This window comes from Myroides odoratimimus (assembly GCF_038039805.1).
In the GTDB taxonomy this organism is placed as follows: domain Bacteria; phylum Bacteroidota; class Bacteroidia; order Flavobacteriales; family Flavobacteriaceae; genus Flavobacterium; species Flavobacterium odoratimimum_B.
Genome location: NZ_JBBPHK010000002.1, coordinates 245628 through 270246 on the forward strand (window position 1 = coordinate 245628; position 24619 = coordinate 270246).

General features: G+C 34.4%; 16 protein-coding genes. 14 read left to right on the plus strand and 2 right to left on the minus strand.

Going from position 1 to position 24619, the window contains the following annotated elements:
- Nucleotides 1-56: 56 nt before the first annotated feature.
- The 4 genes from guaA to AABL85_RS03005 all read left to right on the plus strand — a co-directional run bounded on the left by guaA (nucleotide 57) and on the right by AABL85_RS03005 (nucleotide 5549).
- Nucleotides 57-1583: a glutamine-hydrolyzing GMP synthase gene (guaA, locus tag AABL85_RS02990; RefSeq protein WP_341309143.1), complete on the plus strand. Its 1527-nt coding sequence runs from the start codon at nucleotides 57-59 to the stop codon at nucleotides 1581-1583.
- A gap of 70 nt (nucleotides 1584-1653) precedes the next feature.
- Complete coding sequence (locus tag AABL85_RS02995; protein WP_341309144.1) at nucleotides 1654-3711, plus strand: LysM peptidoglycan-binding domain-containing protein; 2058 nt, start codon at nucleotides 1654-1656, stop codon at nucleotides 3709-3711.
- Nucleotides 3711-3941 carry a DUF3820 family protein gene (locus AABL85_RS03000; RefSeq protein ID WP_341309145.1) on the plus strand — a complete coding sequence of 77 codons (231 nt, stop codon included), beginning with the start codon at nucleotides 3711-3713 and terminating at the stop codon, nucleotides 3939-3941. The genes AABL85_RS02995 and AABL85_RS03000 overlap by 1 nt, the downstream gene beginning before the upstream one ends.
- Before the next feature lie 318 nt (nucleotides 3942-4259).
- Entirely contained in the window at nucleotides 4260-5549 is a 1290-nt protein-coding gene (locus tag AABL85_RS03005; RefSeq protein ID WP_341309146.1) for an NAD(P)/FAD-dependent oxidoreductase, read from the plus strand.
- Nucleotides 5550-5553: 4 nt separating this feature from the next.
- Here the strand turns inward: AABL85_RS03005 and AABL85_RS03010 are convergent, their stop codons facing one another.
- Nucleotides 5554-6624 (minus strand): DUF3810 domain-containing protein, encoded by a 1071-nt coding sequence (locus tag AABL85_RS03010; RefSeq protein WP_341309147.1) that lies wholly within the window; start codon nucleotides 6622-6624, stop codon nucleotides 5554-5556.
- A 75-nt stretch (nucleotides 6625-6699) separates the two neighbouring features.
- Here AABL85_RS03010 and AABL85_RS03015 point away from each other — a divergent pair, with 75 nt between their 5' ends.
- From AABL85_RS03015 to AABL85_RS03030, 4 genes are all read left to right on the plus strand, one after another.
- Complete coding sequence (locus AABL85_RS03015) at nucleotides 6700-6963, plus strand: (2Fe-2S) ferredoxin domain-containing protein (protein WP_341309148.1); 264 nt, start codon at nucleotides 6700-6702, stop codon at nucleotides 6961-6963.
- Nucleotides 6964-7129: 166 nt separating this feature from the next.
- Complete coding sequence (locus tag AABL85_RS03020; protein WP_341309149.1) at nucleotides 7130-7687, plus strand: hypothetical protein; 558 nt, start codon at nucleotides 7130-7132, stop codon at nucleotides 7685-7687.
- A 107-nt stretch (nucleotides 7688-7794) separates the two neighbouring features.
- Complete coding sequence (locus tag AABL85_RS03025) at nucleotides 7795-8706, plus strand: hypothetical protein (RefSeq protein WP_341309150.1); 912 nt, start codon at nucleotides 7795-7797, stop codon at nucleotides 8704-8706.
- Nucleotides 8707-9111: 405 nt separating this feature from the next.
- Nucleotides 9112-9495 carry a (deoxy)nucleoside triphosphate pyrophosphohydrolase gene (locus tag AABL85_RS03030; RefSeq protein WP_341309151.1) on the plus strand — a complete coding sequence of 128 codons (384 nt, stop codon included), beginning with the start codon at nucleotides 9112-9114 and terminating at the stop codon, nucleotides 9493-9495.
- Between the two features lie 267 nt (nucleotides 9496-9762).
- Here AABL85_RS03030 and AABL85_RS03035 read toward each other — a convergent pair whose 3' ends face one another.
- A complete protein-coding gene (locus AABL85_RS03035) occupies nucleotides 9763-10215 on the minus strand; it encodes a PaaI family thioesterase (protein ID WP_341309152.1) in 453 nt (150 codons plus the stop codon).
- Between the two features lie 673 nt (nucleotides 10216-10888).
- Between AABL85_RS03035 and AABL85_RS03040 the strand changes: the two genes are divergently transcribed.
- From AABL85_RS03040 to AABL85_RS03065, 6 genes are all read left to right on the plus strand, one after another.
- Nucleotides 10889-11866, plus strand: coding sequence for a deoxyhypusine synthase family protein (locus AABL85_RS03040; RefSeq protein WP_006258986.1), 978 nt, complete (start codon nucleotides 10889-10891; stop codon nucleotides 11864-11866).
- 504 nt (nucleotides 11867-12370) lie between these two features.
- On the plus strand, nucleotides 12371-16108 hold the full coding sequence (locus tag AABL85_RS03045; RefSeq protein ID WP_341309153.1) for an AraC family transcriptional regulator: 3738 nt from the start codon (nucleotides 12371-12373) through the stop codon (nucleotides 16106-16108).
- A gap of 181 nt (nucleotides 16109-16289) precedes the next feature.
- Nucleotides 16290-19358: a TonB-dependent receptor gene (locus AABL85_RS03050; RefSeq protein WP_341309154.1), complete on the plus strand. Its 3069-nt coding sequence runs from the start codon at nucleotides 16290-16292 to the stop codon at nucleotides 19356-19358.
- Between the two features lie 12 nt (nucleotides 19359-19370).
- Nucleotides 19371-20960, plus strand: coding sequence for a RagB/SusD family nutrient uptake outer membrane protein (locus AABL85_RS03055; protein WP_341309155.1), 1590 nt, complete (start codon nucleotides 19371-19373; stop codon nucleotides 20958-20960).
- A gap of 62 nt (nucleotides 20961-21022) precedes the next feature.
- Nucleotides 21023-22816 (plus strand): alkaline phosphatase, encoded by a 1794-nt coding sequence (locus AABL85_RS03060; protein WP_341309156.1) that lies wholly within the window; start codon nucleotides 21023-21025, stop codon nucleotides 22814-22816.
- A gap of 3 nt (nucleotides 22817-22819) precedes the next feature.
- Complete coding sequence (locus tag AABL85_RS03065; RefSeq protein WP_341309157.1) at nucleotides 22820-24328, plus strand: calcineurin-like phosphoesterase family protein; 1509 nt, start codon at nucleotides 22820-22822, stop codon at nucleotides 24326-24328.
- Nucleotides 24329-24619: the final 291 nt, after the last annotated feature.

Consider the following 24619-nt stretch of genomic DNA (forward strand, 5'->3'; position numbering starts at 1 on the left):
TAGAAAGAAAATCTAAAAACTTTTTTGAGATACGTAGATTATAACTATTTTTGCGCATGCAACACAATGTACTTATTTTAGATTTTGGATCGCAATACACACAGTTGATTGCGAGAAGGGTTCGCGAGTTAAATATATTCTGCGAAATCTTACCTTATAATGATATGCCTAAGGATTTGACAGAATATAAAGCTGTTATTTTATCAGGTAGTCCTTATTCAGTTCGCTCAGAAGAAGCGTTACACCCAGATTTGTCGAATATTAAAGGAAAAATGCCTCTATTAGCAGTGTGCTATGGTGCTCAGTATTTGGCTCATTTCTTCGGAGGAGAAGTAGCGCCATCTGATACACGTGAGTATGGTAGAGCGAATTTAGACTTTATAGCAGAGGATGATTTCTTTAAAGATATTCCTCAAAATAGTCAAGTATGGATGAGTCACAGTGATACTATTAAACAATTACCTACTAATGGGGTATTGTTAGCTAGTACTAAAGATGTGAAAAATGCTGCTTATAAAGTAGAAGGAGAACAAACTTACGCTATTCAGTTTCACCCAGAGGTTTATCATTCTACAGATGGAGCACAGCTGTTGAAAAACTTCTTAGTAGATATCGCTGGTGTTAGTCAAGACTTTACTCCAAATGCTTTTGTTGAAGAAACAATTACAGATTTAAGAAATAAGATCGGAACAGAGAAGGTTGTTTTAGCTTTATCTGGAGGAGTAGATTCTACAGTAGCTGCAGTATTATTACACAAAGCTATTGGAGAGAATTTACACTGTATCTTTGTAAATAATGGATTATTACGTAAAAACGAGTTCCAGAATGTATTAAACCAATATAATGGAATGGGATTAAACGTAAAAGGAGTAGATGCTACTGATCGCTTTATGGAAGCTTTAGCAGGTCTAGAAGACCCAGAGCAGAAACGTAAAGCTATTGGTAAGTCATTTATTGATGTATTTGATGATGAATCTAAATTAATTGAGGATGCAACTTTCTTAGGTCAAGGTACTATTTACCCTGATGTAATCGAGTCTATCTCTGTAAAAGGACCATCAGCTACTATTAAATCACACCATAACGTAGGAGGTTTGCCTGACTTTATGAAATTAAAAGTAGTAGAACCTTTGCGTATGCTATTTAAAGATGAAGTACGTAGAGTAGGAGCTTCTTTAGGTATTGATCCTGAGTTATTAGGTAGACATCCTTTCCCAGGACCAGGTCTTGCTATTAGAATCTTAGGTGATATTACGCAAGAAAAAGTAAGATTATTACAAGAAGTAGATGCTATCTTTATTGAAGGACTTAAAGAACACGGTCTATATAATTCTGTATGGCAAGCAGGAGCAATCCTTCTTCCTGTGAATAGTGTAGGTGTAATGGGTGACGAGCGTACTTATGAAAAAGTAGTTGCGCTAAGAGCTGTTGCTTCTACAGATGGTATGACTGCTGATTGGGTACACTTACCATATGAGTTCTTAATGGAAATTTCAAATAAAATAATTAACCGCGTAAAAGGTGTAAACAGAGTGGTTTACGATATTAGTTCTAAACCGCCTGCAACAATTGAGTGGGAATAATTTAAATAATTCAATAAGTCGCTGTAACTTTGTTATAGCGACTTGTTTTTTTTTATAAATTGTATTGCTAATGAAAAAGAAGATATTTATAGCCTTAACGGCATTTGTTTTTACATCGTCTGTTCTAGCTCAGTCGGGTTCGTTTATTCAATATAGAGTGAATAAAGGGGATACTGTAAGTAAGATCTCTAGAGATTATGATATACCTGTAAGTGAAATACTGAAGTATAATCCTGATGCAAAGAATGGAATCAATGAAAATAGTTTTTTATTAATTCCTACAAAAGACTTTGTGGAGAAAGAAAAGAATAAAGGTGCTAATCCTTTATTAAAAAATGGTGAGAAGACTAAGAATACTTCTACTTCTAAAGGAATACATATTGTGCAACCTAAGGAGACTCTGTATAGCATTAGCAAAAAGTACAATGTATCTATCAATGATCTACATACTTGGAATCCTTCTCTAAAAGAAACTGGTTTATTAGCAGATAGTGAGATTATTGTTTCTCCAAATACTAAGAAGCCTTCTTCTATGGATGTAACTAAGTACGAACAGGGAAAACCAAATAAGATACCAGCTACGTTACCATCGTCTACAGTTGATACAATTAAAGACATAAATAATATCTATTATAGAAATATAGATGTAGAACCTAAGGCAACGCTTTATAGTTTAGCGGTAATGTACAATACTTCTGTACAAAGATTGCTAGAGCTAAACCCTGAGTTAAAAGAGGGGTTAAAGAGTGGTCAAACCATAAAAGTACCTGCTTATGGTTTTCAGACAAAGGCAAAAGTAGTAGAGGTAACCCCTGAAACTCCAAAAGAGAATAAGTTTATTCGTTTAATTGTAGAGCCTCAACAGACTTTATATAGCATTAGTCGTAAGTATGATGTATCTATCAAGGAGATTATTAAGCTTAATCCAGATCTTCAACAAGGATTAAAAAGTGGAATGGAACTTATACTCCCTTATAAAGAAGGTTTAGATGTTGTCGTTGAAGAAAATATACCTAGTGAAAATAAAGAAGGATATTTATCACCTGATACAACAGGAGGCTATGTTGATTTGAGTAATTCTATTAGTCGATTAGAGCATAAGGAGTTGGCGCTATTATTACCTTTCAATATAGATAAATTAGGAGATAATGTAGATGCTAAGTTGAGTTCTGATGGCTTTTTAAATATGACTTTAGACTTCTATTCAGGAGCTAAAATGGCAGTAGAGTATGCAGAGAGTCTAAATTTACCTTTAACAGTAAATGTCTATGACTCTAGTGAAAGTAAGAATAGCAGTGGTGTGAAGAGTTTATTTAACTCTAAGGATTTTAGCAATACTGATATTATTATTGGGCCATTTTATCAGAGTAATGTAGATGCTGCTGTAAAGGCTTTGCCTAATGACAAGGTTATATTAGTATCTCCATTATCAAATGAGAAAGCGACTGCCTCTAATAGACTTGTGCAGACTATGCCTTATAGCAATGTACTTAAGAGCCAGTTATTAGAATACTTTAAGAAGTCAGGCGCCAAGATTACAGTGATTGTAGATGATAAGAAACAATCGACAAAACAGTTTATGAATCAGTACTTTCCAGATATAAAAATGATTAGTACTAGTCAAATAGGAGAGATAGATAAAACATTAGTGAAAGACAAGAAAAATGTCTTCGTACTAGATTCTAATAGTATAGCATCAGCACTATTATTTACTGATAAATTAAAGAATAGAACAAAGGATTATGATATTCAGATTGCTTCTTTTGACAAATCTGATGTATTTGATTACAGTGAGATTAGAATAGAAACTCTGGTCGATTTAAAATATACTTTTCCTTCAGTGACGAGAGATTCGCAAGAGTCTAGATCAGAATCTTTATTTGGTCAGGAGTATAAAAACAGATATAATGTGTATCCTAATCGTTTTGCTACAAGAGGGTTTGACGTAACATTAGATGTGATTTTTAGAATGTTCCAAAAAGAAGGATTTATGCAGACTACTAATAAGGCATCTCAAGAAATAGAGAACAGATTTAGTTATAGTCGAAATCCAGAAGGAACACTTAGAAATAGTGGAGTGTACTTACTACAGTACGATACCGACTTAAATGTAAAGGTGCTTAATTAATGATAGATAATGAAAAATACTTAGTAGAACTCGCTCATACTAAAATGCCTTATGGCAAATATGAGGGAAGATACTTGATAGATCTACCAGAGCATTATATCGTTTGGTATCATAATAAAGGGTTTCCAAAGGGTAAATTAGGAGAACAATTAGGTCTCATTTATGAATTAAAATTAAATGGATTAGAACCCTTAATACGAAATATTAGAAATAACTTTAAAAAATCATAAGATTATTAAATAGAGAAAAGGCAGGTTGTGAATAGCAGCTTGCCTTTTTTTTTGAGAGTATATTAGATAAAATCATAAAGTTCAAGTCTTTGTCAAAAACTCATGAAAATTATTAAAATAATGTAATTATTAGTTTTTTAGCATTAGAAGTAAAAGTTCTATAATTAGAGTAAGTCATATTGTCAAATCAATAAAAATAGAGCTTTAAATATTCTATTGTCTTAAATTAGAACATAGGTTAAGGGAAATTTAGGAAACTGAAATTTTTATCAATGCGAATTAATTATTGTAAATTTGCATAGTAAAAATCGAGTGATTATGATGAATATTCCTACTTCAAAGCGCCCACGTGTTGTTATTATTGGTGGTGGTTTTGGGGGTTTAGCACTTGCTAAAAAACTAAAGAACAAAAATTTTCAAGTTGTGCTTTTAGACAAGCATAATTATCATACGTTTCAACCGCTGTTGTATCAAGTAGCAACAGGAGGATTGGAGTCAGGATCTATTGCATATCCTATTCGTAAAGTTGTACAAGATTACGAAGAGATATACTTTAGATTGGCTAATGTACAGCGTATAGATACAGAAAATAAGAAGGTAGTTGCTGATATTGGTACGATTTTTTATGATTATGTGGTCATTGCGACAGGATCTAAAACAAACTTCTTTGGTAATGAGAATATTACTAAGAATAGTATGGCGATGAAAACGATTCCTGAATCATTAGATATTCGTAGTTTAGTGTTGGAGAACTTTGAAGAGGCTTTACAAACAACTGATGATCAAGAACAAAAGGCATTAATGAACTTTGTGATTGTTGGAGCAGGACCTACAGGGGTTGAACTTGCAGGTGCTTTAGCAGAAATGAAGAAGCATGTATTGCCTAAGGATTACCCAGACTTAGACTTTAATAAGATGGAAATCAACGTGATTCAAGGTGCTAATAAAGTACTTGATGCCATGAGTGAGAAATCATCTAGAAAAGCACAAGAATTCTTAGAAAACCTAGGTGTGAAAGTATACTTAGGCGAAATAGTAACAGATTATAAAGATAAAATAGTATATACAAAGTCAGGTAAAGAATTCACAGCAGAAACTGTGATTTGGACAGCAGGAGTAATGGGAGCTACTGTAGATGGTTTTGATGCGACTGTTATTCAAAGAGGAAATAGAATCAAAGTAAACGAATACAATCAAGTAGAAGGCTTTACAGATGTCTTTGCTATTGGTGATGTGGCTACTATGATGACTGATAAAACGCCTATGGGACATCCTATGATGGCTCAGCCTGCTATACAGCAAGGAGAATTATTAGCGAATAACTTGATTAGACTAAGAGACGGACAGCCTTTAAAATCATTCGTATATAATGATAAAGGGTCTATGGCAACTATCGGACGTAATAAAGCTGTAGTGGACTTACCTAAGTTCCAGTTTAGCGGTTTCTTTGCGTGGTTTGTATGGATGTTTGTGCACTTGATGTCTCTAATCGGATTTAGAAATAAATTAGTTGTATTCTGGAACTGGATGTATAACTATATGATGTTTGACAGACAAGCTCGTTTAATCATTCGACCATTTAAAAACAAAGTGGATGAAAGAAAATAAAATCTTATAAGATAGGATTTTTTAAATCATAATTTATCAGAAGGTCTACAAACTTATTATAAGATTGTAGGCCTTCTTTTTGATTATTAAGTTTTAAGAAACCATTGTAAAATACCTTAAAAAAAGAATCTGTGATATTCTTATACTCACTCCAGAATATAATATTCTCGTTTAGGTTATCTTTCACTCCAGGGTGTATTGTTTCGAATAAAGCTTTGACTTCTACTGATTCTTTGTCATTGATATTGGATACACAGTATCTAAGGGCATAGATAATAGCAGCGTATTGATAAGCTGTATCTTTTTGATTATATGCTGCCATAAAGCCTATAAAGTTTGCATCACTTTCTTTTGCAAATCCTAATTGATGAGACATTTCATGAGATGCTGTGACAATCAAGGTAAGGGTTGGTATTTTATTGTTTACCTGTGCTTCTAATGTAAAAGGATTGATATATCCAGAGAATCCCATATAAGTCAAAGGAAGGCTAAATAAAGACTCTTTGATTGCTAATGAGTGTGTGTTGTCTATTTGATGTAAGAAGGTTATTTGTTCAATACCTTTTTTAGCATCTACTAATATTGTATTGATATCTTGATCTAGCTTTACGGCTATCGTACTGTCATTTGTAATAGCTAGTTGTAATAGATTAGCTCTTTGTATTAATCTGGTCGTTAGATTTATTAATTTCTCCTGATCATAGCCTCGTTCTATTCCTAATTGGCTTTCTAGAGATGGTCTGTAGTTATTTAATCCCCAGCCGATATTAAATAGAATGTAAAAGATCACCACACATTTAAAAGTTAATGCAGTACAAGCCATTGTGATTTTCTTCCATCCTTTCTGTGTTTTAAAAACGAGGTAAAACTTATAGATGAGAAATAACCCTATAATCGTATACAATACATCTCCTACAGAAAAAGGGAATAGGCTCGTAATCGCATTAAAAACTTTACATAAATAGAAATAAAAACCATTCGTATAAAAGGCTTCAATAACATCAGGAAAACGTGTAACAATATTAAAAGTAAGCATAGAACAAACAAATAATATCAACCAATATCTTAATTTCATAAAAGTGTGCTAAATTTTATTTAGTTAATTTAGAATAGATAAAAATAAAATATATTTGTATCAAATACTAATACTATGGGTAAAGTTAAGAAAGGTGAGAGAACTATCTTCGTTTGTGACGGGAAAAAATGTTGTCGATATAATGAAGAGACTAAAAGTTGTTTTAAAGCTTTATTAGAAGAGAGTGGGCTTTCTAACGATTACTCTGTGTGTAAGATGAAATGCCAAGGGATGTGTAAGAGTGCTCCAGTGGTGTATATCTCCTCTCATGATAAGTATAAGAAGGAAGTAGGGGTAAAAAAAGCAAAGAAGATTTTTCAAGAATATATAATCGCTTAGATCTAGACACTATTGCTATTTATTTTATTACCGTAATATAAATCGTGTCAGATCCAAACAAGAACAAGGCTATTTAGTATACTAAGTAGCCTTGTTTTTTTATATGCTTGATAGTAAATTGAATTTAAAATGGCTATGTTTGAGGCCAACTAATTAATTTATACTTATGAAGAATATCCTATTTGCTTTAACGATTTGTTTGATGACCATCACAGCTTCTGCACAGAAAGCTATAACTAACCCCGAAAAGTTTTTATCGGCATTGAGTGAACACTGTGGTAAGGCGTATAGTGGTCAAATCGTGTCTCCTAATGTACCTGCTGATTTTAAAGATAAAGAGTTATTGATGAAGGTAATCTCTTGTAAAGAGGAGGAGGTGAAGATCTCATTCTTTGTAGGTGAAGATTTATCTCGTACTTGGGTATTTACACTAGAGAATGGACTAGTAAAGCTAAAGCACGATCATAGACACCAGGACGGAACACCAGATGATATCACCATGTATGGAGGTACTGCTACCAATACAGGATTTGCTGATATGCAATTTTTTCCATCAGATCAAGAGACAGTAGATATGATGAGTACAATAGCAGGGAATGTATGGTGGGTGACGATTAAGGATAATACATATACTTATAATCTAAAGAGAGTAGATAGTACAGGCTATTTCAGTGCTTCTTTTGACCTGTCTAACGAGCTAAAAACAGATAAAATGCCTTGGTAATACCACTGTGAATATCTTCTGTACTAATAGCTGATTTTCTTACTCGATTTTCTATCTTGCAGGCTCAATAAGGCTTTTAGGAAATCAAAGTAATAAGATAAGCATAGATGAAAATAAATAGAATAGCAAAAAGAGGATTATTTGAATATCAAAAAGACCGCAACGAAGAAGGGTTAATGTTATATGACTTTCTAGAAGAGCGAGTTATCCGCTTTACCAATTATAAAGAGTGGCGTATTAATGCCATTTCTCCAGATGGTAAATACATTGCTATAAATAAGATATCAGAGACAACGAGAGCGTTTAAAACTGATTTTGCTATTCTATGCGTGGATACACAAGAACAAGTGTTTTTTACGAATACTTATTTTGTATATGATGCAGCGTTCAGTTTAGACTCTGATAAAGTACTGATCGTTGCACATAATAAAAAGCCTTTTTGTTTAGATTTAGTGACCAAAGAGATTATAGCAGAGATGCCTAAAAATATCCGTACTTATCAAGGGAGTTTTAATAAAGAGAAGAACCAATTCATTGCACCTTCAGAGACTTTTAAGGATACACTTTATCTATTTGACTTTACCTCAGGCGAAACAGAGAAAATAAAAACTAGTCTAAAAGAAAAGATGGGTAAGGTAGAATACACTAATGATAATCAACATTTAATTGTGCTGACAGAAAGTAGTATTGTTTATTGCCTTGACTTATCATATAAGGTGATTTGGTCTGTTGATTTTAATACCTTATTAGCAGCGCCTGTACGTATTAATTCTTCAAGTATGTTATTCTCAGAAGATAATCAGTATATAATGTTAGAGGCATCCTCTACTGAGACCAATAATTGGGGAGCAGAGTTTGTCTTGAATGTAAAAACGGGAGTACTGGTAAATACCATAGAAGGATACCAATATAGAGGTAGAATAAAAGATGCACTCTTCGATAATGAGGTATTATTATATACGTATCGTACTTTAGATATGCTGACAGGAGAGGTTAAAGAATTACAATTAAAGAGATAAAAAAAAAGCCTCATTAGACATTCGTCTTTTGAGGCTTTTTTCTCATAGCAATTTAATTTATTTTCAATTGTGGGGCAATATATATTCAATTTAGGATAGATCTTTATTACCAACTTGTGTTTCGAACAAAGAAAATAAAGCTTTTTTTATCTTTAAAAGCAATGCAAATTTATATGTATGTCTCAATAAATACAAGAGTTGAGAACGGGTATTAACATAAAGTATACCTTTAGTATAAATATGAAAGTCATTAGGCTAAAGTTGTTAAGAATGGAATATAGACTTTTAGAATGTATAAGTATCTTGTATTTAGTTAGATAGTTGTTTGGAAAGGATGATTAAAGCATGTCATTGTGAAAATCGTGTATTGCGTTGTGTTTTTTATAAATGTTAAATTTTATCATTATGTTAAGGGTTACTTGTGCCATAATTGAGTCTAATCAGAAGGTTTTGATAGCTCAGCGAAATCAAAATATGTTATTGCCTTATAAATGGGAGTTCCCAGGTGGGAAGGTAGAAGAAGGAGAGCAAGACGAAATGTGTATTGTCAGAGAGGTAAAAGAAGAACTCAATCTAAATATTGTAGTACTATCTAGATTATCATCAGTGACTCATCACTATGATACATTTTCTCTAGAACTATTTCCTTTTGTTTGTCATACAGATTCAGAAGACTTCGAAGTGAAAGAGCACGCACAAGTCTTATGGGTAGATCCTCAAGACTTGTTAAACTACGATTGGGCAGAAGCTGATATTCCTATCGTGAAAGAATATTTGGCTAGACAGTAGCTATTTTTATCCCAGGTTATAAGAAACGAAGTAGGTATACAAAACAGGTCTGAATTAATTCTGAAAGCATATTACAGTATGATTCTAGAGCTAATGGAAGAAACGTGAAGTAGAATTGCTTTATAGTATTTGACTGTTGGAGCGGATTTATAACCTTTACTGTGTCTTACATGATAGTTAGTTATAAACAAGGGCAATCAGTACACTGATTAGCCTTGTTTAATATATTCACTCTGTTAGCGTGGATTTATAATCCGTGTCATAAGATTACTCTTTTAATTGTATAGCTAAGATTTCACCCGTAGCACAGATTACTCCATTAGCCTCTAGGGTTAGATCTACCCATACCTTTCTGCCCTCTATGCTTCTAAGTTTACCTCTTAGGATTAGTTCTTCTCCCATAGGAGTAGAGGCTTTAAAATCAACTTTAAGAGAAGCTGTTACACATCTGACAGGTATAGTGCCTTCTAGTGGGATATTATTGTGCTTACACAAAAATGCCGCTGCTGACCCTGTACCATGACAGTCTAGTAGAGAAGCGATTAACCCACCATATACACTCCCTGGTATAGCCGTGTATTTAGTATCAGGAGTAAAACGAGCGATTGTTTCTTCTCCGTCAAGATATGTTTTTAGTTGATGTCCATTAGGGTTGTTTTTTCCACAGCCATAGCAGTGTGCTAAGCTTTCAGGATATAGATCTTGGATTGCTTGTGTCATAATATTTTAGATTGTTGGTTGATTTACAAATAAACCTAAATTTATTGAGCTAGTCAAAATATAATTCAGATAAGTTTGTTGGTATTCTCGTAATAAAGTGTAATATCAATAGAGTTGTCTCATCGATATATTCTTTTCATTCTGTGCACCATGCTGAAATTGTGCAGGATACAACCCAAAGAGGTTTTTTTACACCCATAGCTCTAGAATAACGCAGTTATTAGGTTATCAAAGAGTGCATGTCAAAGAACGGAGTAGAATTCTATAACAGCAAAATTAGCAGTCTATTAAATGCAAAATCAGCAAAAGGGAAATATCTTCCATTATTTACCTTTTTTTTCCATTTATGTCCATTTATGTCCATTTTTGTAAATGTAAATAGTTGATAAATAGCTATTTATCTTGTATAAAGAAGGCTTTTGTTCGGAAGGTGTTCGGAACAGTTCAGTGTTTGTTCGGACGGAGAGCTATTTTTCCGAAGAACTTCCAAAGACTTCCCAATGCGCTTCCGAAGAAAGTGTCTAAAAAGTGAATTTTCTTATACACTAAATGTCAAGTATTTTTTTATCATATGATAAAAAAAACCTTTTTCTATATCCTAATCTTTGTATCCCAAAAATAGCGTGATAAGGCTATATCATTATTAAATAATAATTTAATCAATACAAGTAAAATGGAAAATAGAGGACCTATTTCTCAATTTATGGCGCATAATTATCGCCACTTTAACTCAGCAACTGTAGTAGATGCTGCTCAAGGGTATGAAAAGTTTTTAGATGAAGGAGGGAAGATGCTTATTTCTCTTGCAGGTGCGATGAGTACTGCTGAGCTAGGAATCTCATTAGCAGAGATGATTAGACAGGACAAAGTAGCTATTATCTCATGTACAGGGGCTAACTTAGAGGAGGATATTATGAACTTAGTAGCGCATTCTCACTATAAAAGAATTCCTAACTATAGAGACTTAACTCCTGAGGATGAGCTAGCGCTATTAGAAAATAAATATAACCGTGTTACGGATACGTGTATCCCTGAAGAAGAGGCATTTAGAAGAATACAAGGGCATATCGAGAAAATATGGAAAGACAGTGAGGCAGCAGGTGAGAGTTATTTTCCACATGAGTATATGTATAAGTTACTATTAAGCGGTGTATTAGAAGAGCATTATGAGATAGATCCTAAAAACTCATGGATGCTAGCTGCTGCAGAAAAAAACTTACCAATCGTAGTACCAGGATGGGAAGACTCTACGATGGGGAATATCTTCGCTTCTTATGTAATCAAAGGGGAGTTGAAGTCTAGAACGGTAAACAGTGGAATAGACTATATGGTGTGGTTAGCAGATTGGTATAAAAAGAATGCTGTAGATCAGGGAGTTGGTTTCTTCCAGATAGGAGGAGGTATTGCTGGAGATTTCGCTATGTGTGTAGCTCCTATGTGGGCACAGGATTTAGAGGATGATTCAGTATTGAGATGGAGATATTACTGTCAGATTACAGATTCCACTACTTCTTTTGGATCTTACTCAGGATGTATTCCAAACGAAAAGATTACTTGGGGTAAACTAGATGTAGATACACCTAGTTATGTAATCGAATCAGATGCTACTATTGTAGCCCCATTGATTTTTTCATGGGTATTGAAACAATAAATAAGAAAGAGCCTTCGGGCTTTTTTTTTGGTCTTAGAATAAAGGACTAAAAGTAACATGTATCTAATAAGAATGTATTAAATGAATGAGGTATTCAGAAGCTACACTATAAAAAGATTAACTGTATGCTATTTTAGAAATGCTAAAGTTTATCTAATCTTTAAATAGAATGGTGTTATCTATAATAGCCATTGAATCAGAGCCTTTACTGTAGGTAAAGGTAGTGTAAAAATAGATAGGAGAAAAGAGGGGGTAGGAGGTAAGACAGAAAAATAAAGGAGATGTATTTCAAACAATGAAAGAGTAGAAGATTAGTTGTTATAACTAGTTGTTTTTTTATACTTTGTTTCAAACTTATGAATGTGTGGAATCATCACTACCTCACTTATTTTTATGCGGATGCACATTCTCTAACATATAGGTAACTATAATTTAACTTGGGCTTACGGACTAAATATTTGAATACCTTTATTTTTACGTTTTTTATAAGCTATAATAGTGCCGATGCGTTGGTTTTTTATATTTTTTCTATTTTCTTGCCTTTCGTTAGGGCAAAGTGTCCACTTTAAAACAATCACTACAAAAGAAGGACTTTCTAATAATTCTATTAATTGTATAGCAAATCACCCTGATGGGGCAGTCTGGATAGGGACTTGGGATGGGCTAAACCTATTCGATGGTAAACAAGTAAAGACCTATAAAAACAATCCTAAGAATCCTAATTCTATTGGAGGTAATGATATTTATGCATTACTAAGAGATAAAGAAGATCGTCTATGGATCTTATCTGATGGAAAACAGATTAGTTTGTGGATAAAGGATGATGTATTTCAGAATTATAGTTTTTATAGTGAGCCTCGTGTATTGAGTTTAGATGAACAAGGCAATATTCTCGTACAGTTAGAATCAAAAAAGTGGTTCACTTTTAGAGGAAGTCAGTTTGTGTCTGTAGATACTCGCTATATGGGTGGTATTGAAGATCACTTAGTAGTGGATGCAAGAAAGAAATCACCTCAGTATCATGTACAAGCAAGTCTATTAGAAGATATACGAGAGCAGTTTCCCGAGTTTATTATCAATGCTATAGCAACAGAGACTAACGGAAATATATGGATTGGTACTAAAACTCAAGGTGTTTTTTTATTAAGAGTACTAGAGGGGGAATATAAGATTATCGAAAACCATAAAGTAGATCCACAGCATCCTTATAGTTTACTCAGTAATGAGGTGATAGTATTACATATAGATAAGTTTGACAATATATGGGTAGGGACTAAAGATGGTGGAGTCTCTATTCTACCGACGAATAAGGCAAGCCTTGAATATGTGTTTTCTCATTCAGAGAGACAACCTCATCTACCACATGAGACCATTCGCGCTATTGCAGTAGATAAGTTAGGAGGTAGATGGATAGGATATTACACCCAGGGTGTGTTTTATCAGAAGAAGCGAAATGAGCCTTTCGTTCCTATTGTAATCGATAAGTATAAAGAGCATGCAGATTGGCATAGAATACGCAGTTTGTACTCAGACTCTCATGGTAATATCTGGATAGGAACTTACGCTGGAGTAGTAAAGATAGAACAAGGCAAGCAAGAGTTCTTTCAAGAAGGGGTAACTAAGCATTTTGTAAGTAATAGAACGTATGCTTTTGCAGAAGATATCAATCATTATCTATGGATGGGGAGCTGGGGAGGTGTGAGCAAGTATAATGCATTGACTAATAAGTTTGAATCTTTTGTCAATCAAGATAAGTTAAAGCAGTACCATATTCGCCATATTTCTATTCAAGATAATTTACTGATTTTAGCTACAGAAGAACACGGTGTAGTATTCTACGATTGTCGATCTGGGGAGATTAATATCATTAATCAAGACAAAGGACTGTTGGGCAACAGTGTATTCTCTACTTATGCAGATGCTTTTACAGGTGATCTATGGGTGGCTACTTTAGGAGGAATATCTGTATTTGATACCGATTATGAGCTTAAAAAACAAATTAGAGAGGAAGACGGACTTCCTAGTCATTTGGTGTATAGTCTGACTCCTTCTCAGGATGATGTTTGGATTAGTACTACTAAAGGAATAGCTTCGATAGATAAACACACTTATAACGTCTTAAACTTTAGTAATTATATTGGTTGGCAAGGACTAGAATTTTCTGAGGGAGCATATAGTCAGAGTAAAAAAGGCTTACTGCTTTATGGAGGAAATAAAGGCTTAAATATTATAGACCCAGGACATCTGAGAAATACTCAAAAAACCCCAGAATTTAGAGTCTTACTCAATGAACGTATAGCAGAAGAGGGTAAGGTTAGTTTTTTTGAGCCAGATGAGAATAAATTGCGTCTTACACTCTATCCTATAGGTTTTAATCAATATCCGATTAATCAATTTGAATATAGAATAGTAGGTCTTTTTGATGACTGGAGGGTTCTACCTCAAAAAGAAATTAATTTAGACGATTTAGACCATAAACGCTATCAGATAGAAATACGTGATACGGTACAAAAAGACAAGCCTACTATATATACGATTACTTTTGAAATTGAAAAGCCTTTTTTCTTACAGCCTTATTTCGTTATATTATTTGTGATTGCTGTAGGGATGATAATCTTGTGGCGTGTACGTATAAAGCAAAGGAAGGTGAGAAAAAGAGAGATCGAACTTAAAAAACAAGTAAGGGATCGCACAAAGGAAGTGGAAGCACAAAAGAGACATCTCGCTAATAAAAATGAACAACTTAGTATTCTAAATCAAGAGATAGAACAACAGAAAGGAGAATTATTGAATCTACATAGCAAATTAAAGAATGATGACATAGAGATGGAGAATTTCAGAATATTTTTGTTGTCTAGAATTAAGAAGCCAATCGTCAATACATTAGAAATACTAGAAGAACTAAACGTTGAAGCAGCGCAAAAAGAGGAACTAATTAAAGTTTATAATATGGTTCGGGAGTGGAACTATATAGAGCAGGTTAAGGATTTTGACACTATAGAATTAGTAAGCGTAGAGATGACTGCTTTTATAGAGCACTTAAAAGAAGAGTGGGGAGCGATAAAAGATAAGTATGGTGTAGAAGTCGTCGTTTTTAATGAAGTAGATACTCAGTGGGTAGAAGTAGATTTATTGCGATTTAAACTGTGCTTGCGTTATTTGCTATACGAATGTTATAAGTACTTAGAAGATAATCAGCAAATAACGGTTCGCTTCTATATGAAGGACAATGTTTTACATATTGATTTAGAATCAGAGAGTCATACTTTATTTGTATTTTGGAATGACAACAGAAATTTTAGTCCTTACTACAGAGCTTTTGAGACTTTATTACAGAATCTAAATGGTACACTGATGATTAATAGTCAGTCAGTGTTCTCTCTTAGTATATCTATTCCTTTAGTTCCATTAGAAGAGAATAAAGGGATTGAGAAAGGGAATTGGAATGAATTCTTAGAAGAGCTACAAGTGCTACCAAAGGATAAAAACAATATCCTAGTGTATGCTAAAGAAGAGGATAAGGCCATTGTCAAACAGTTATTAGCTGGACAAAAAGATACTAATCTGGTCTATAATCACAGTGTGAGTAGAGTGGTAGGAAATATAGAGCATTATAAGTATGACGCTTTAGTACTTTATAATATTGAGATGTCTGATCGTACCTTATCTCTATTTGCACAGATTAAAAAACAGGCTCAGAAACAAAGATTACTTATCTTTTATATCGCAGAGACAGTTGATTATTTTGTACAAGAGCAATTGAGTCAATTGGGAGTTAGTGATTTTATTCACTTACCAGTTGCTAAAACTACCTTAGACAATATGGTTTTTAAGCGTATCCGCTATGATAAAGAGAACAAGGAGAGTAACGCACTTCTTTGGAAGACGAATCTAGCAGAGGATGTTATTGTGAATCTTTCGCCTAATGAACGCTTGTTTAGAAAGGGGATGGAAATGATGAATGCAAGATTTAGTGACTCTTCTTTCAGTATAGATCAATTGACAGTGGAATTAGGGATTTCTAAGATGAAGTGCTATCGTTTGTTTAAAGAGTTTGTAGAGCAATCTCCTTTAGAAATATTAATTGAAATGCGCTTACAAAAAGCAAAAATATTGATCGAGAAAGGGGATCTGACAATTTCGGAAGTCTGTTTTGAATGTGGATTTAATGATCCAAAATACTTTAGTAAAGCATTTAAAAAGCGATTTGAACATAGTCCTTCACATTTTAAAAATGAGTGATCAGATGTGTAGAATAGATTATCCTAGTGTTAACTAAAGGTTATTGTCCAAATAGTACACTACTCTGATATAGAATTAGTCTTTTACTGAAAGATAATTACACTTGACTGAAAGATAATTACCCCTGTATTATACAAAGCAGAAGTACTTTCGAAAGTGAAATATCAATGTAATCAATCTTATGAAAAGACATTTCTTAGTATGGCTGTTATGTATAGGAGGTAGTACTTTCTTACATGCACAAGTGATAGTAAAAGGAAAGGTAACAGGCAAAAGTGATGGTCTACCTGTATCTTTTGCTACAGTAATAGCTAATAAGGACAATTCTACTTGGGTAACTACGGATGCCGATGGGAATTTTACGCTAGAATTAGCTAAAGAAGCGGGCACTCTTTCTGTAGAGTATTTAGGATACAAAACAAAAACGATCAACTATCAAGGTGCTCAATTAGTAAGTATTCTTTTAGAACAAGACAGCAATATCTTAGATGAGGTAGTATTAATCGGATATGGAGCTTCAAAGAAAAAAGATATTACAACATCGATTGCGACTGTAGATAATATAGAACAACTAGCGTCTAGACCAGTGTCTAATCTTAGTGATTTCTTACAAGGGCAAGTTGCTGGAGTAACTGTCACACAACAAGGTGGAGACCCTTCTGAGAGTAGTAAGATGGTTATCCGTGGTTCGGGATCATTAGCTAATGAAGCTCCACTTACTGTAGTAGATGGGGTACCTTATTACGGACCGGCAATTAGTCCTAATGATATAGAATCTGTATCTATCTTAAAAGATGCGGCTGCGGCTGCAATCTACGGAGCTCAGGCTGCTTCAGGAGTAATTGTAATTACAACTAAAAAAGGAGTAAAGGGAGATCCTAGTGTTGCTTTAAATGTGTATACAGGTTTTTCAAAAGCAACAAATCTACCAACGCCATTAGATGCACAAGGGCAAGCTTCTGTATATAATATGGCAGCAGATAATGCAGGAGTTCCTAGACAGTCTGCGCATGATGCTCTACTTAATCCGTGGGGACAAGTAAATAGAACAAACTGGATGGATGAAATCTTTAGAACTGCAGCTATGCACAATGTAGATGCTAGTATCTCAGGAGCTTCTGACCATACGAATTATTTTGCTTCTCTTGGGTATAACAAAAAAGAAGGAACCTTAATAGGAACATTTTCTGAACGTTATAACTTTAGATTAAAGGCAGATACTAAGCTGACTGATAAAGTTACTATTGGAGAGAATGTATACTACTCTAATACGAATGCTATTGGTACTAATACTACAAGTTCTTATTCAGGAAGTGTCATCAGTGCTTTATATATGCCTTCTGCAGCACCTGTATACGATGCTGATGGTAAATTTGGAGGTGTTGTACCTCATGATTTAGCACAGTTTGCTGGAGCGTATGGAGATGTGTATAATCCAGTAGCCTTATTGTTAAGACCTACAACAACTAATCCAACTAATTTCTTGAATGCCAATGTGTATTTAAACTATGATATTGTAGATGGACTATCCTTCAAGACTTCTTATAGCTATGACTATACTAGTAATAAATACAAGAAATTTACACCAAAAGCTCCTGAATTAGGTAGAACGAATTTAAACAATTATCTATTAGAAAATAAATACGAAAAAACACATTGGATTTGGGATAATCAGTTGACTTATCACAAGACATTTGGTAAGCACGATTTAAACCTTACGGCAATTCACTCTGCACAAAAAACGAATTATGACTATATCTCTGTACAAGGAGAAGGTTTTGGAAGTGAAGAGCCTTTTAATCAATATATGGGTAATGCCTCTATCATCAGAAAACCAGTTACAGAGGTGTATGAAGATGCCCTAACCTCTTTGATAGGACGTGTGATGTATAATTTTGACGATCGTTACTTCGTATCGGGAAGTTTGCGTAAAGATACTACATCGCGTTTGGCTAAAAATAATCAATCAGAAGTATTCCCTTCTGCTTCTGTGGGATGGAGAATATCACAAGAAAACTTCTTTAAAGTCGATGCGATTAGTGAATTAAAATTAAGAGCATCTTGGGGGCAAATAGGAAATATAAATTCTGTTGGATATTATTCTTTTGATGTACCACTTAGTAATAGCGATATTATTATGGGAGAAGATGGAATGCTTACTGGTAAAGGGACTTATGTAAATCGTCAGTCTAACCCAAACCTTAAATGGGAAACTTCAGAATCATTTGACGTTGGTATAGATGCTGCTTTCTTTAATGGTCGCTTAAATTTAATAGCGGATTATTTTAGCAAGCGTACAAAAGGAATGATTATTCCAGGATTAGAAGATGCTCACCATGGTACAGCAGCCGCTGATGTAAATGGAGGTGAAGTATTAAATAAAGGTATTGAACTATCACTAAGTTATAATGATCACATAGGTGATTTAAACTATAAGATTTTTGGAAACGCAAGTTTCATAAAAAATGAATTAGAGAATCTAAACGGGTATAATCAAAGTGGAATAGATTATATAGCACACGGAGATAATGTGCGTGGAGTATTATCACCTTATAGATCTGTGGTGGGCAAATCACTTTATTCTACTTACTTAGTTCCTTATTTAGGAATCTTCCAGTCGCAGTCAGAGATTGATGCGCATCGTTCTAAAGAGGGGACATTAATACAGCCTAATGCTCGACCAGGAGACTTTAAATTCGAAGATAGTAATGGAGATGGTAAGATAGATAATAATGATAAGCAGTTTATGGATGCTTATGTACCTAAGATTACTTATAGCTTTGGTTTAAACTTAGAGTATAAGAATTTTGACCTGAGTATGTTCTTCCAAGGAGTAGGTGATGTGAAAGTATTCAATGGGTATAAGTTTACAGCTTATAATGCCTCTTTACAAGGTTATAATTTAGATAGTCGTGTGATGGGAGCATGGACTCCTGATAATCCGAATGCTAGTCTTCCTAGATTATCTACTAAAGATGATAATCAGAACTATGGAACGACTTCTAGTTGGTACTTAGAAGATGCTTCTTATTTACGATTAAAGAACTTAACCATTGGTTATACTATGCCAAAAAGTGTAATGAGCAGCTTATCCCCTAAGTCTAGTTTAAGAATATTCATGTCTGGTGATAATTTATTTACGATTACGGGATATGATGGTATAGATCCAGAAGTAGGAGGTGTAGGAATGGACGTAGCAAGATATCCTGTTTCAAGAACAATATCAGGAGGTTTCTTATTTACTTTTTAATCACTTATAATTATGAAAAAATATAGTTTATCTAAATATAGCTTAGTATTAGGTCTATCAACAATCTTATCATTGGGAGCTTGTAGTTCTGATTTTACAGAGTTAGATCCAAAAGGAAATACATCTTATGAAAACTTCTGGAAAACAGAACAAGACGCAACAGAAGCTGCTAATAGTTTGTATCAAATGATGATGGAAGATGAAATGTTTGGAAGAGGGTTCTTTTGGTATATTAATGCTTCTGACGACATGGTTACAGGACGCCTTAATGCAACAGCAGATAATATCAAAAACTTTAATCTAAATGGTGATGAGGGCTATATCAATGGTATTTATCAAAATGCTTATAAAGTAATCCGAAGAGCGAATGATATTATTACAAATGTCCCTAATATGAAAATCAGTGAATCACTTAAGACTAGAGTATTAGGTGAGGCATATTTTATGCGTGGGTTCTTTTATTTTTGGTTAGCACATACGTATGGGGATAATGGTAATAACGGTGGTGTACCTATTATCACAGAGGCTAATATGTCACAACCAGCAGGAAGTTATAAACGACCAAAAAGTGTTATTGAGAACTATGATCAGATAGTACAGGATTTGACTAAAGCAGCAGAGTTATTGCCTTTATTCACAGCATATTCTACAGATAATTATGGAAGAGCGCATAAGGATGCTGCATTAGCTTATATCACAAAAACATATCTGTACTGGGCACAATATGACTCTTCTAAGTTTAATGAAGTAATTAAGTATGCCGATGCAGTTACAAATTCAGGTTCAGGAAGAGCACTTGTCAATACAGGGAACCCTTCTAAAGATTACAGAGAATTACACAGCGCTTTAAACAACTGGAAGAGTGAGTATATCTGGTCTGTTAATTCTGGAATAGAAGGAGGAAGTATTCTACCAGGATGTATGTTAGAAAACAAAGGATGGGGAGCGTATAACGGATGGGGGTATTTCACGCCTACAGAAGGGTTGTACCAAGAGTTTGAGAAAGGAGACGTTAGAAGAGATGTGACTTTATTAGTATTCGGAGATGAATTTACTTATTTCGGCGAGACGAAGCGATACTCGTCAGAAAACTCGATGTCTGGACTCCAGTTTAATAAGTATATGTATGAGTATAGTACACAAGACGCGTTAGGGAAGTTTATCAATATGAATGGAGATAAACCGACAACGAATTATAACGTTCCTCTAATGCGCTATGCTGAGATCTTGCTGATGAAGGCAGAAGCTCAAATTATGCTAGGTCAGAGCGGTGACGAAGCACTAAATGAGGTTCGTAAGCGTGCAGGATTAGCACCAAAAACAGGAGCTACGATGGCGGATTTAAAACACGAGAGAAGAGTAGAGCTAGCGGGAGAGTTTGCCAATAGACATTTTGACTTAGTGAGATGGGGTGATGCAAAAGAGGCTTATGGGAAACCTCTTTATGGAAGAATTCATACAGACCGTTCTAATCCTGATTCTCCTTATAAGGTATCAGAGGTGTGGAAAGCTAGAAACTTTGACTCAAGTTATATGCACGTATGGCCTATACCGAATAGAGCTGTACAATCATCAGGAATACCACAAAACGTAGGATGGTAATTTAATTTCAAAACTAATTGAGGGCTACCTTCTTGGAGCTAGCCCTCTTTTTATGCACCAAAATGAAAAGACTTATTTTATCTATAGCCTTTATTTCTAGTGTTTTAATGGCTAATGCACAATCAAAAACATATACCATACATTCTCATAACGATTATCATCAATCTACTCCATTTTGGACTGCTTTTTCAAACGGAGCACAGTCTATAGAAGTTGATTTAGTTCTAGAAAAAGGAGGGCTGTACGTAGCTCATGAAGCGAAGACTATACAAGAGAATAGAACTATAGAGAGCTTATATCTAGCACCATTAGAACAAGCAGTGTCTTTAAAAATGGGAGACAGTAGAGGTTTGCGCTTTTTGATTGATTTAAAGTCAGATGCTAAGAAATCAATGGCGCTATTACTACCTGTGCTTTCAAAGTATGAAAAACTGATAGAAGAGCAAGGAATTACATTTGTTATTTCTGGTAATAAACCAGATATGAAGACCTTTAGTTCTTATCCTGATTATGTTAAGCTAGATCATCAGTCTTTAGCTCCTTTAAGTGATCATCATCTATGGGAACGCGTTGAGATGGTCAGTTTGAATTTTAAAGATTATTCTGTATGGAATGGTAAAGGGCGTATAGTAGAAGAAGAAAAACAGAAATTACAAGAAGTAATAGATCTTGTCCACAGTCAGGGTAAACCAATTAGATTCTGGGGAACACCGGATGGAAAGACGGCTTTTAAGGCGTTCTATGACATGGGAATAGATGTTATAAATACAGATAATCCATATCTGGCTAACACCTATTTAAAGAATTTGCACAAAGCAGTTTATCACAACCTGACCTCATCTGAGATTTATAGACCTACTTTCGAAAATGACGATAAGGATTTACCTATCAAGAATGTCATTCTGTTAATAGGGGATGGAAATGGATTGACACAAATCTCCAGTGCAGCCTTAGCTAATGGAGGAGATTTGAGTTTGTTACAACTTAAGAGTATTGGCTTTATCAAGACTCAAGCAGGAGATGATTTTACAACGGATTCAGCAGCAGCAGGAACCGCTTTAGCGACAGGACAAAAAACGTATAATCGCTCTATCGGTATGGGAATGGATAGAAAACCACTTACTAATATGACGGAGTACTTAATGCCGTTTGATTATAAAACAGGAGTGATTACTACAGATGAATTAACAGGAGCTACACCTTCTGCTTTTTATGCTCATCAGAAAGATAGAGATGATAATGATCTGATCGCTAAAGATATTCTTAAGAGTCATTTGTCTCTGTTCGTTGGAGGAGGTAGAAACTCATTTAAAAATATAAACTTAGAAGAAAAGTTTTCTATCGTAGAGAAAGTAGAAAGTATTAGTAGGTCTAAGGCAGAGCGCGTTGGGATGTTTTTAGAAGAGGGCAGTTTAAAAGGAATTATAGATGGACGAACTGATGTATTAGCACAGGCGACTAAACACGGTTTAAATTATTTGTCTAAAGAAAACAAACCGTTTTTTTTGATGGTAGAAGGAGCTAAGATAGATTCTTATGGACATTTTAATAATACTGGGGGAATCATTACGGAGGGTATCGATTTTGATAAAGCGATATCTGAAGCATTAAAATTTGCGGATGAAGACGGTCAAACTTTAGTGATTATTACTGCTGACCACGAGACAGGAGGATTTGCGATACCTCAGGGTGATGTAAAACAGGGAATGATAGAAGGAGATTTTATTTCTCATGATCACACAGGTACGATGGTTCCTATTTTTGCATATGGGCCTCAATCAGGAGAGTTTAGAGGGATATATGAGAATAATGAAGTATTTCACAAAATCATTACACTGTTAAACTTAAAGAAATAATCGGTGAGAAAGATATTGATTTGCCTATGTGCCATAGTGGGATATAGTAGCTATGCTCAAGTAAAAAAAGTAAGTGGTAAAGTATTCGAAGATTTGAATAGAAATGGCCTGTATGACAAAGGAGAGCCCTTATTAAAAGATGTGGTCATCAGCAATGGTCAAGACTTAGTACTTACCAATAAAAAGGGAGAATATGAGGTATCTACATTAGAAGATACACAAGTATTCGTGATTAAGCCAAAAGGGTTTCAATCTGCCTTGACAGTAGAGAATAAGGTTTGCTTTTATATGCCGTATCAGGATTTAAAGAATAAAACTAATCATGACTTTCCATTGTATCAAACAGATGAATCATCACCTTTAAAGGCTGTGCTCTTGGGCGATTTACAATCCGATGTGTTAGACGATATTCACCATGTAGAGAAGTTAGTAGTTAGCGAACTAGTAAATACGCCACCTGATTTAATCTTCCCACTAGGAGATTTGGTCTTTGATCGCTTAGAGATCTTTGATCCACTATCTAAGTCATTAGGTTTAATAGGAAGCCCGATTTACTATGTAGTAGGTAATCACGATTTAAACTTCGGTAAAGATAAAGCAGTTAAGGATAGAGATATTAGTTATAAAGAAGCTTTTGGACCTTCTTATTACGCTTTAGAGTATGGGGAGGAGTTAATCATTGTACTTAATAATATACTACCTGTTAATGATAAAGAGTATATCGGTAAAATAGATGAAGTTCAGAAGCAATTTTTAAAGAATGTATTGGCTCATTATCAAGATACTCATGATAAGGTGAAGGTGATGATGCATATTCCGATTGAATTCATGGAGGATAAAGAAGAGTTTATAGATCTGTTCTCTGCTTATAAGCAAGTGTTTGTAGGTGTGGGGCATACGCATACTCAGTATCACAAGTACTTTGATAGAATAGATAATCAAGCTATACATCAGTTAGTAGCGGGGGCTGTGTGTGGAGCATGGTGGCAAGGCCCTCATGATATAGAGGGAATCCCATTTGCGATGATGTATGACGGTACATGGAAGGGGTATTGGACACTACAGACGGCAGGTCAGTACTATCATTTATCTTATAAAGTATCGGGCAGAAGCGAGCAAAAACAAATACAGGTATGGGCTCCTGAGGTGAAGGAATGGGATAAAAGCTTAGAGCATCTAAACGATGGTTATGTATATGCTAATGTATTTGCAGGTGACCGAGATACGGATGTGCAAATAAGCTATGACAAGGGGGCTACTTGGCAAAAGATGGAATATTATGAGGGAGTAGATCCCCAGTACACTCGTCTCATAGAATTGCAAAAACAAGGAAGATTTAAAAATATGAATATCTCAAATGCAGTAGATGCAAAGAGAGCCAGTAAACATCTGTGGAGACTGTGCATTCCGTCAGGATTAGCAGAAGAACCACAAGTTATTAAAGTAAAAGCTATTGATCCTAGATACGGTCTTAATCATGTGGAGAATCGTGTCTTATGGACCCCAAAATAGTTTTGTTGTAAAAGACTGTTGAAACAGTTTTTTAGATTAGTAGTGTTTGTATTGAAAGGTGGCCTGGCGAGGTCACCTTTCTTTTTAGAATTATTTTGAATGAACTAATAAGTGATTTTAAAAAAGATTGTTTTTTTAACTTTTGTAAAATAATAAAAATGAGAATTAACTGTTATAATATACATACTGGTAAAAGTTGCGTAGGTATACGCTTAACTTTATCTTTGTAAGCTAAAGGAAATAAAGAGATTTAGATAAAATTGCTTTTGAAATAATATTTTTAAAATGCCA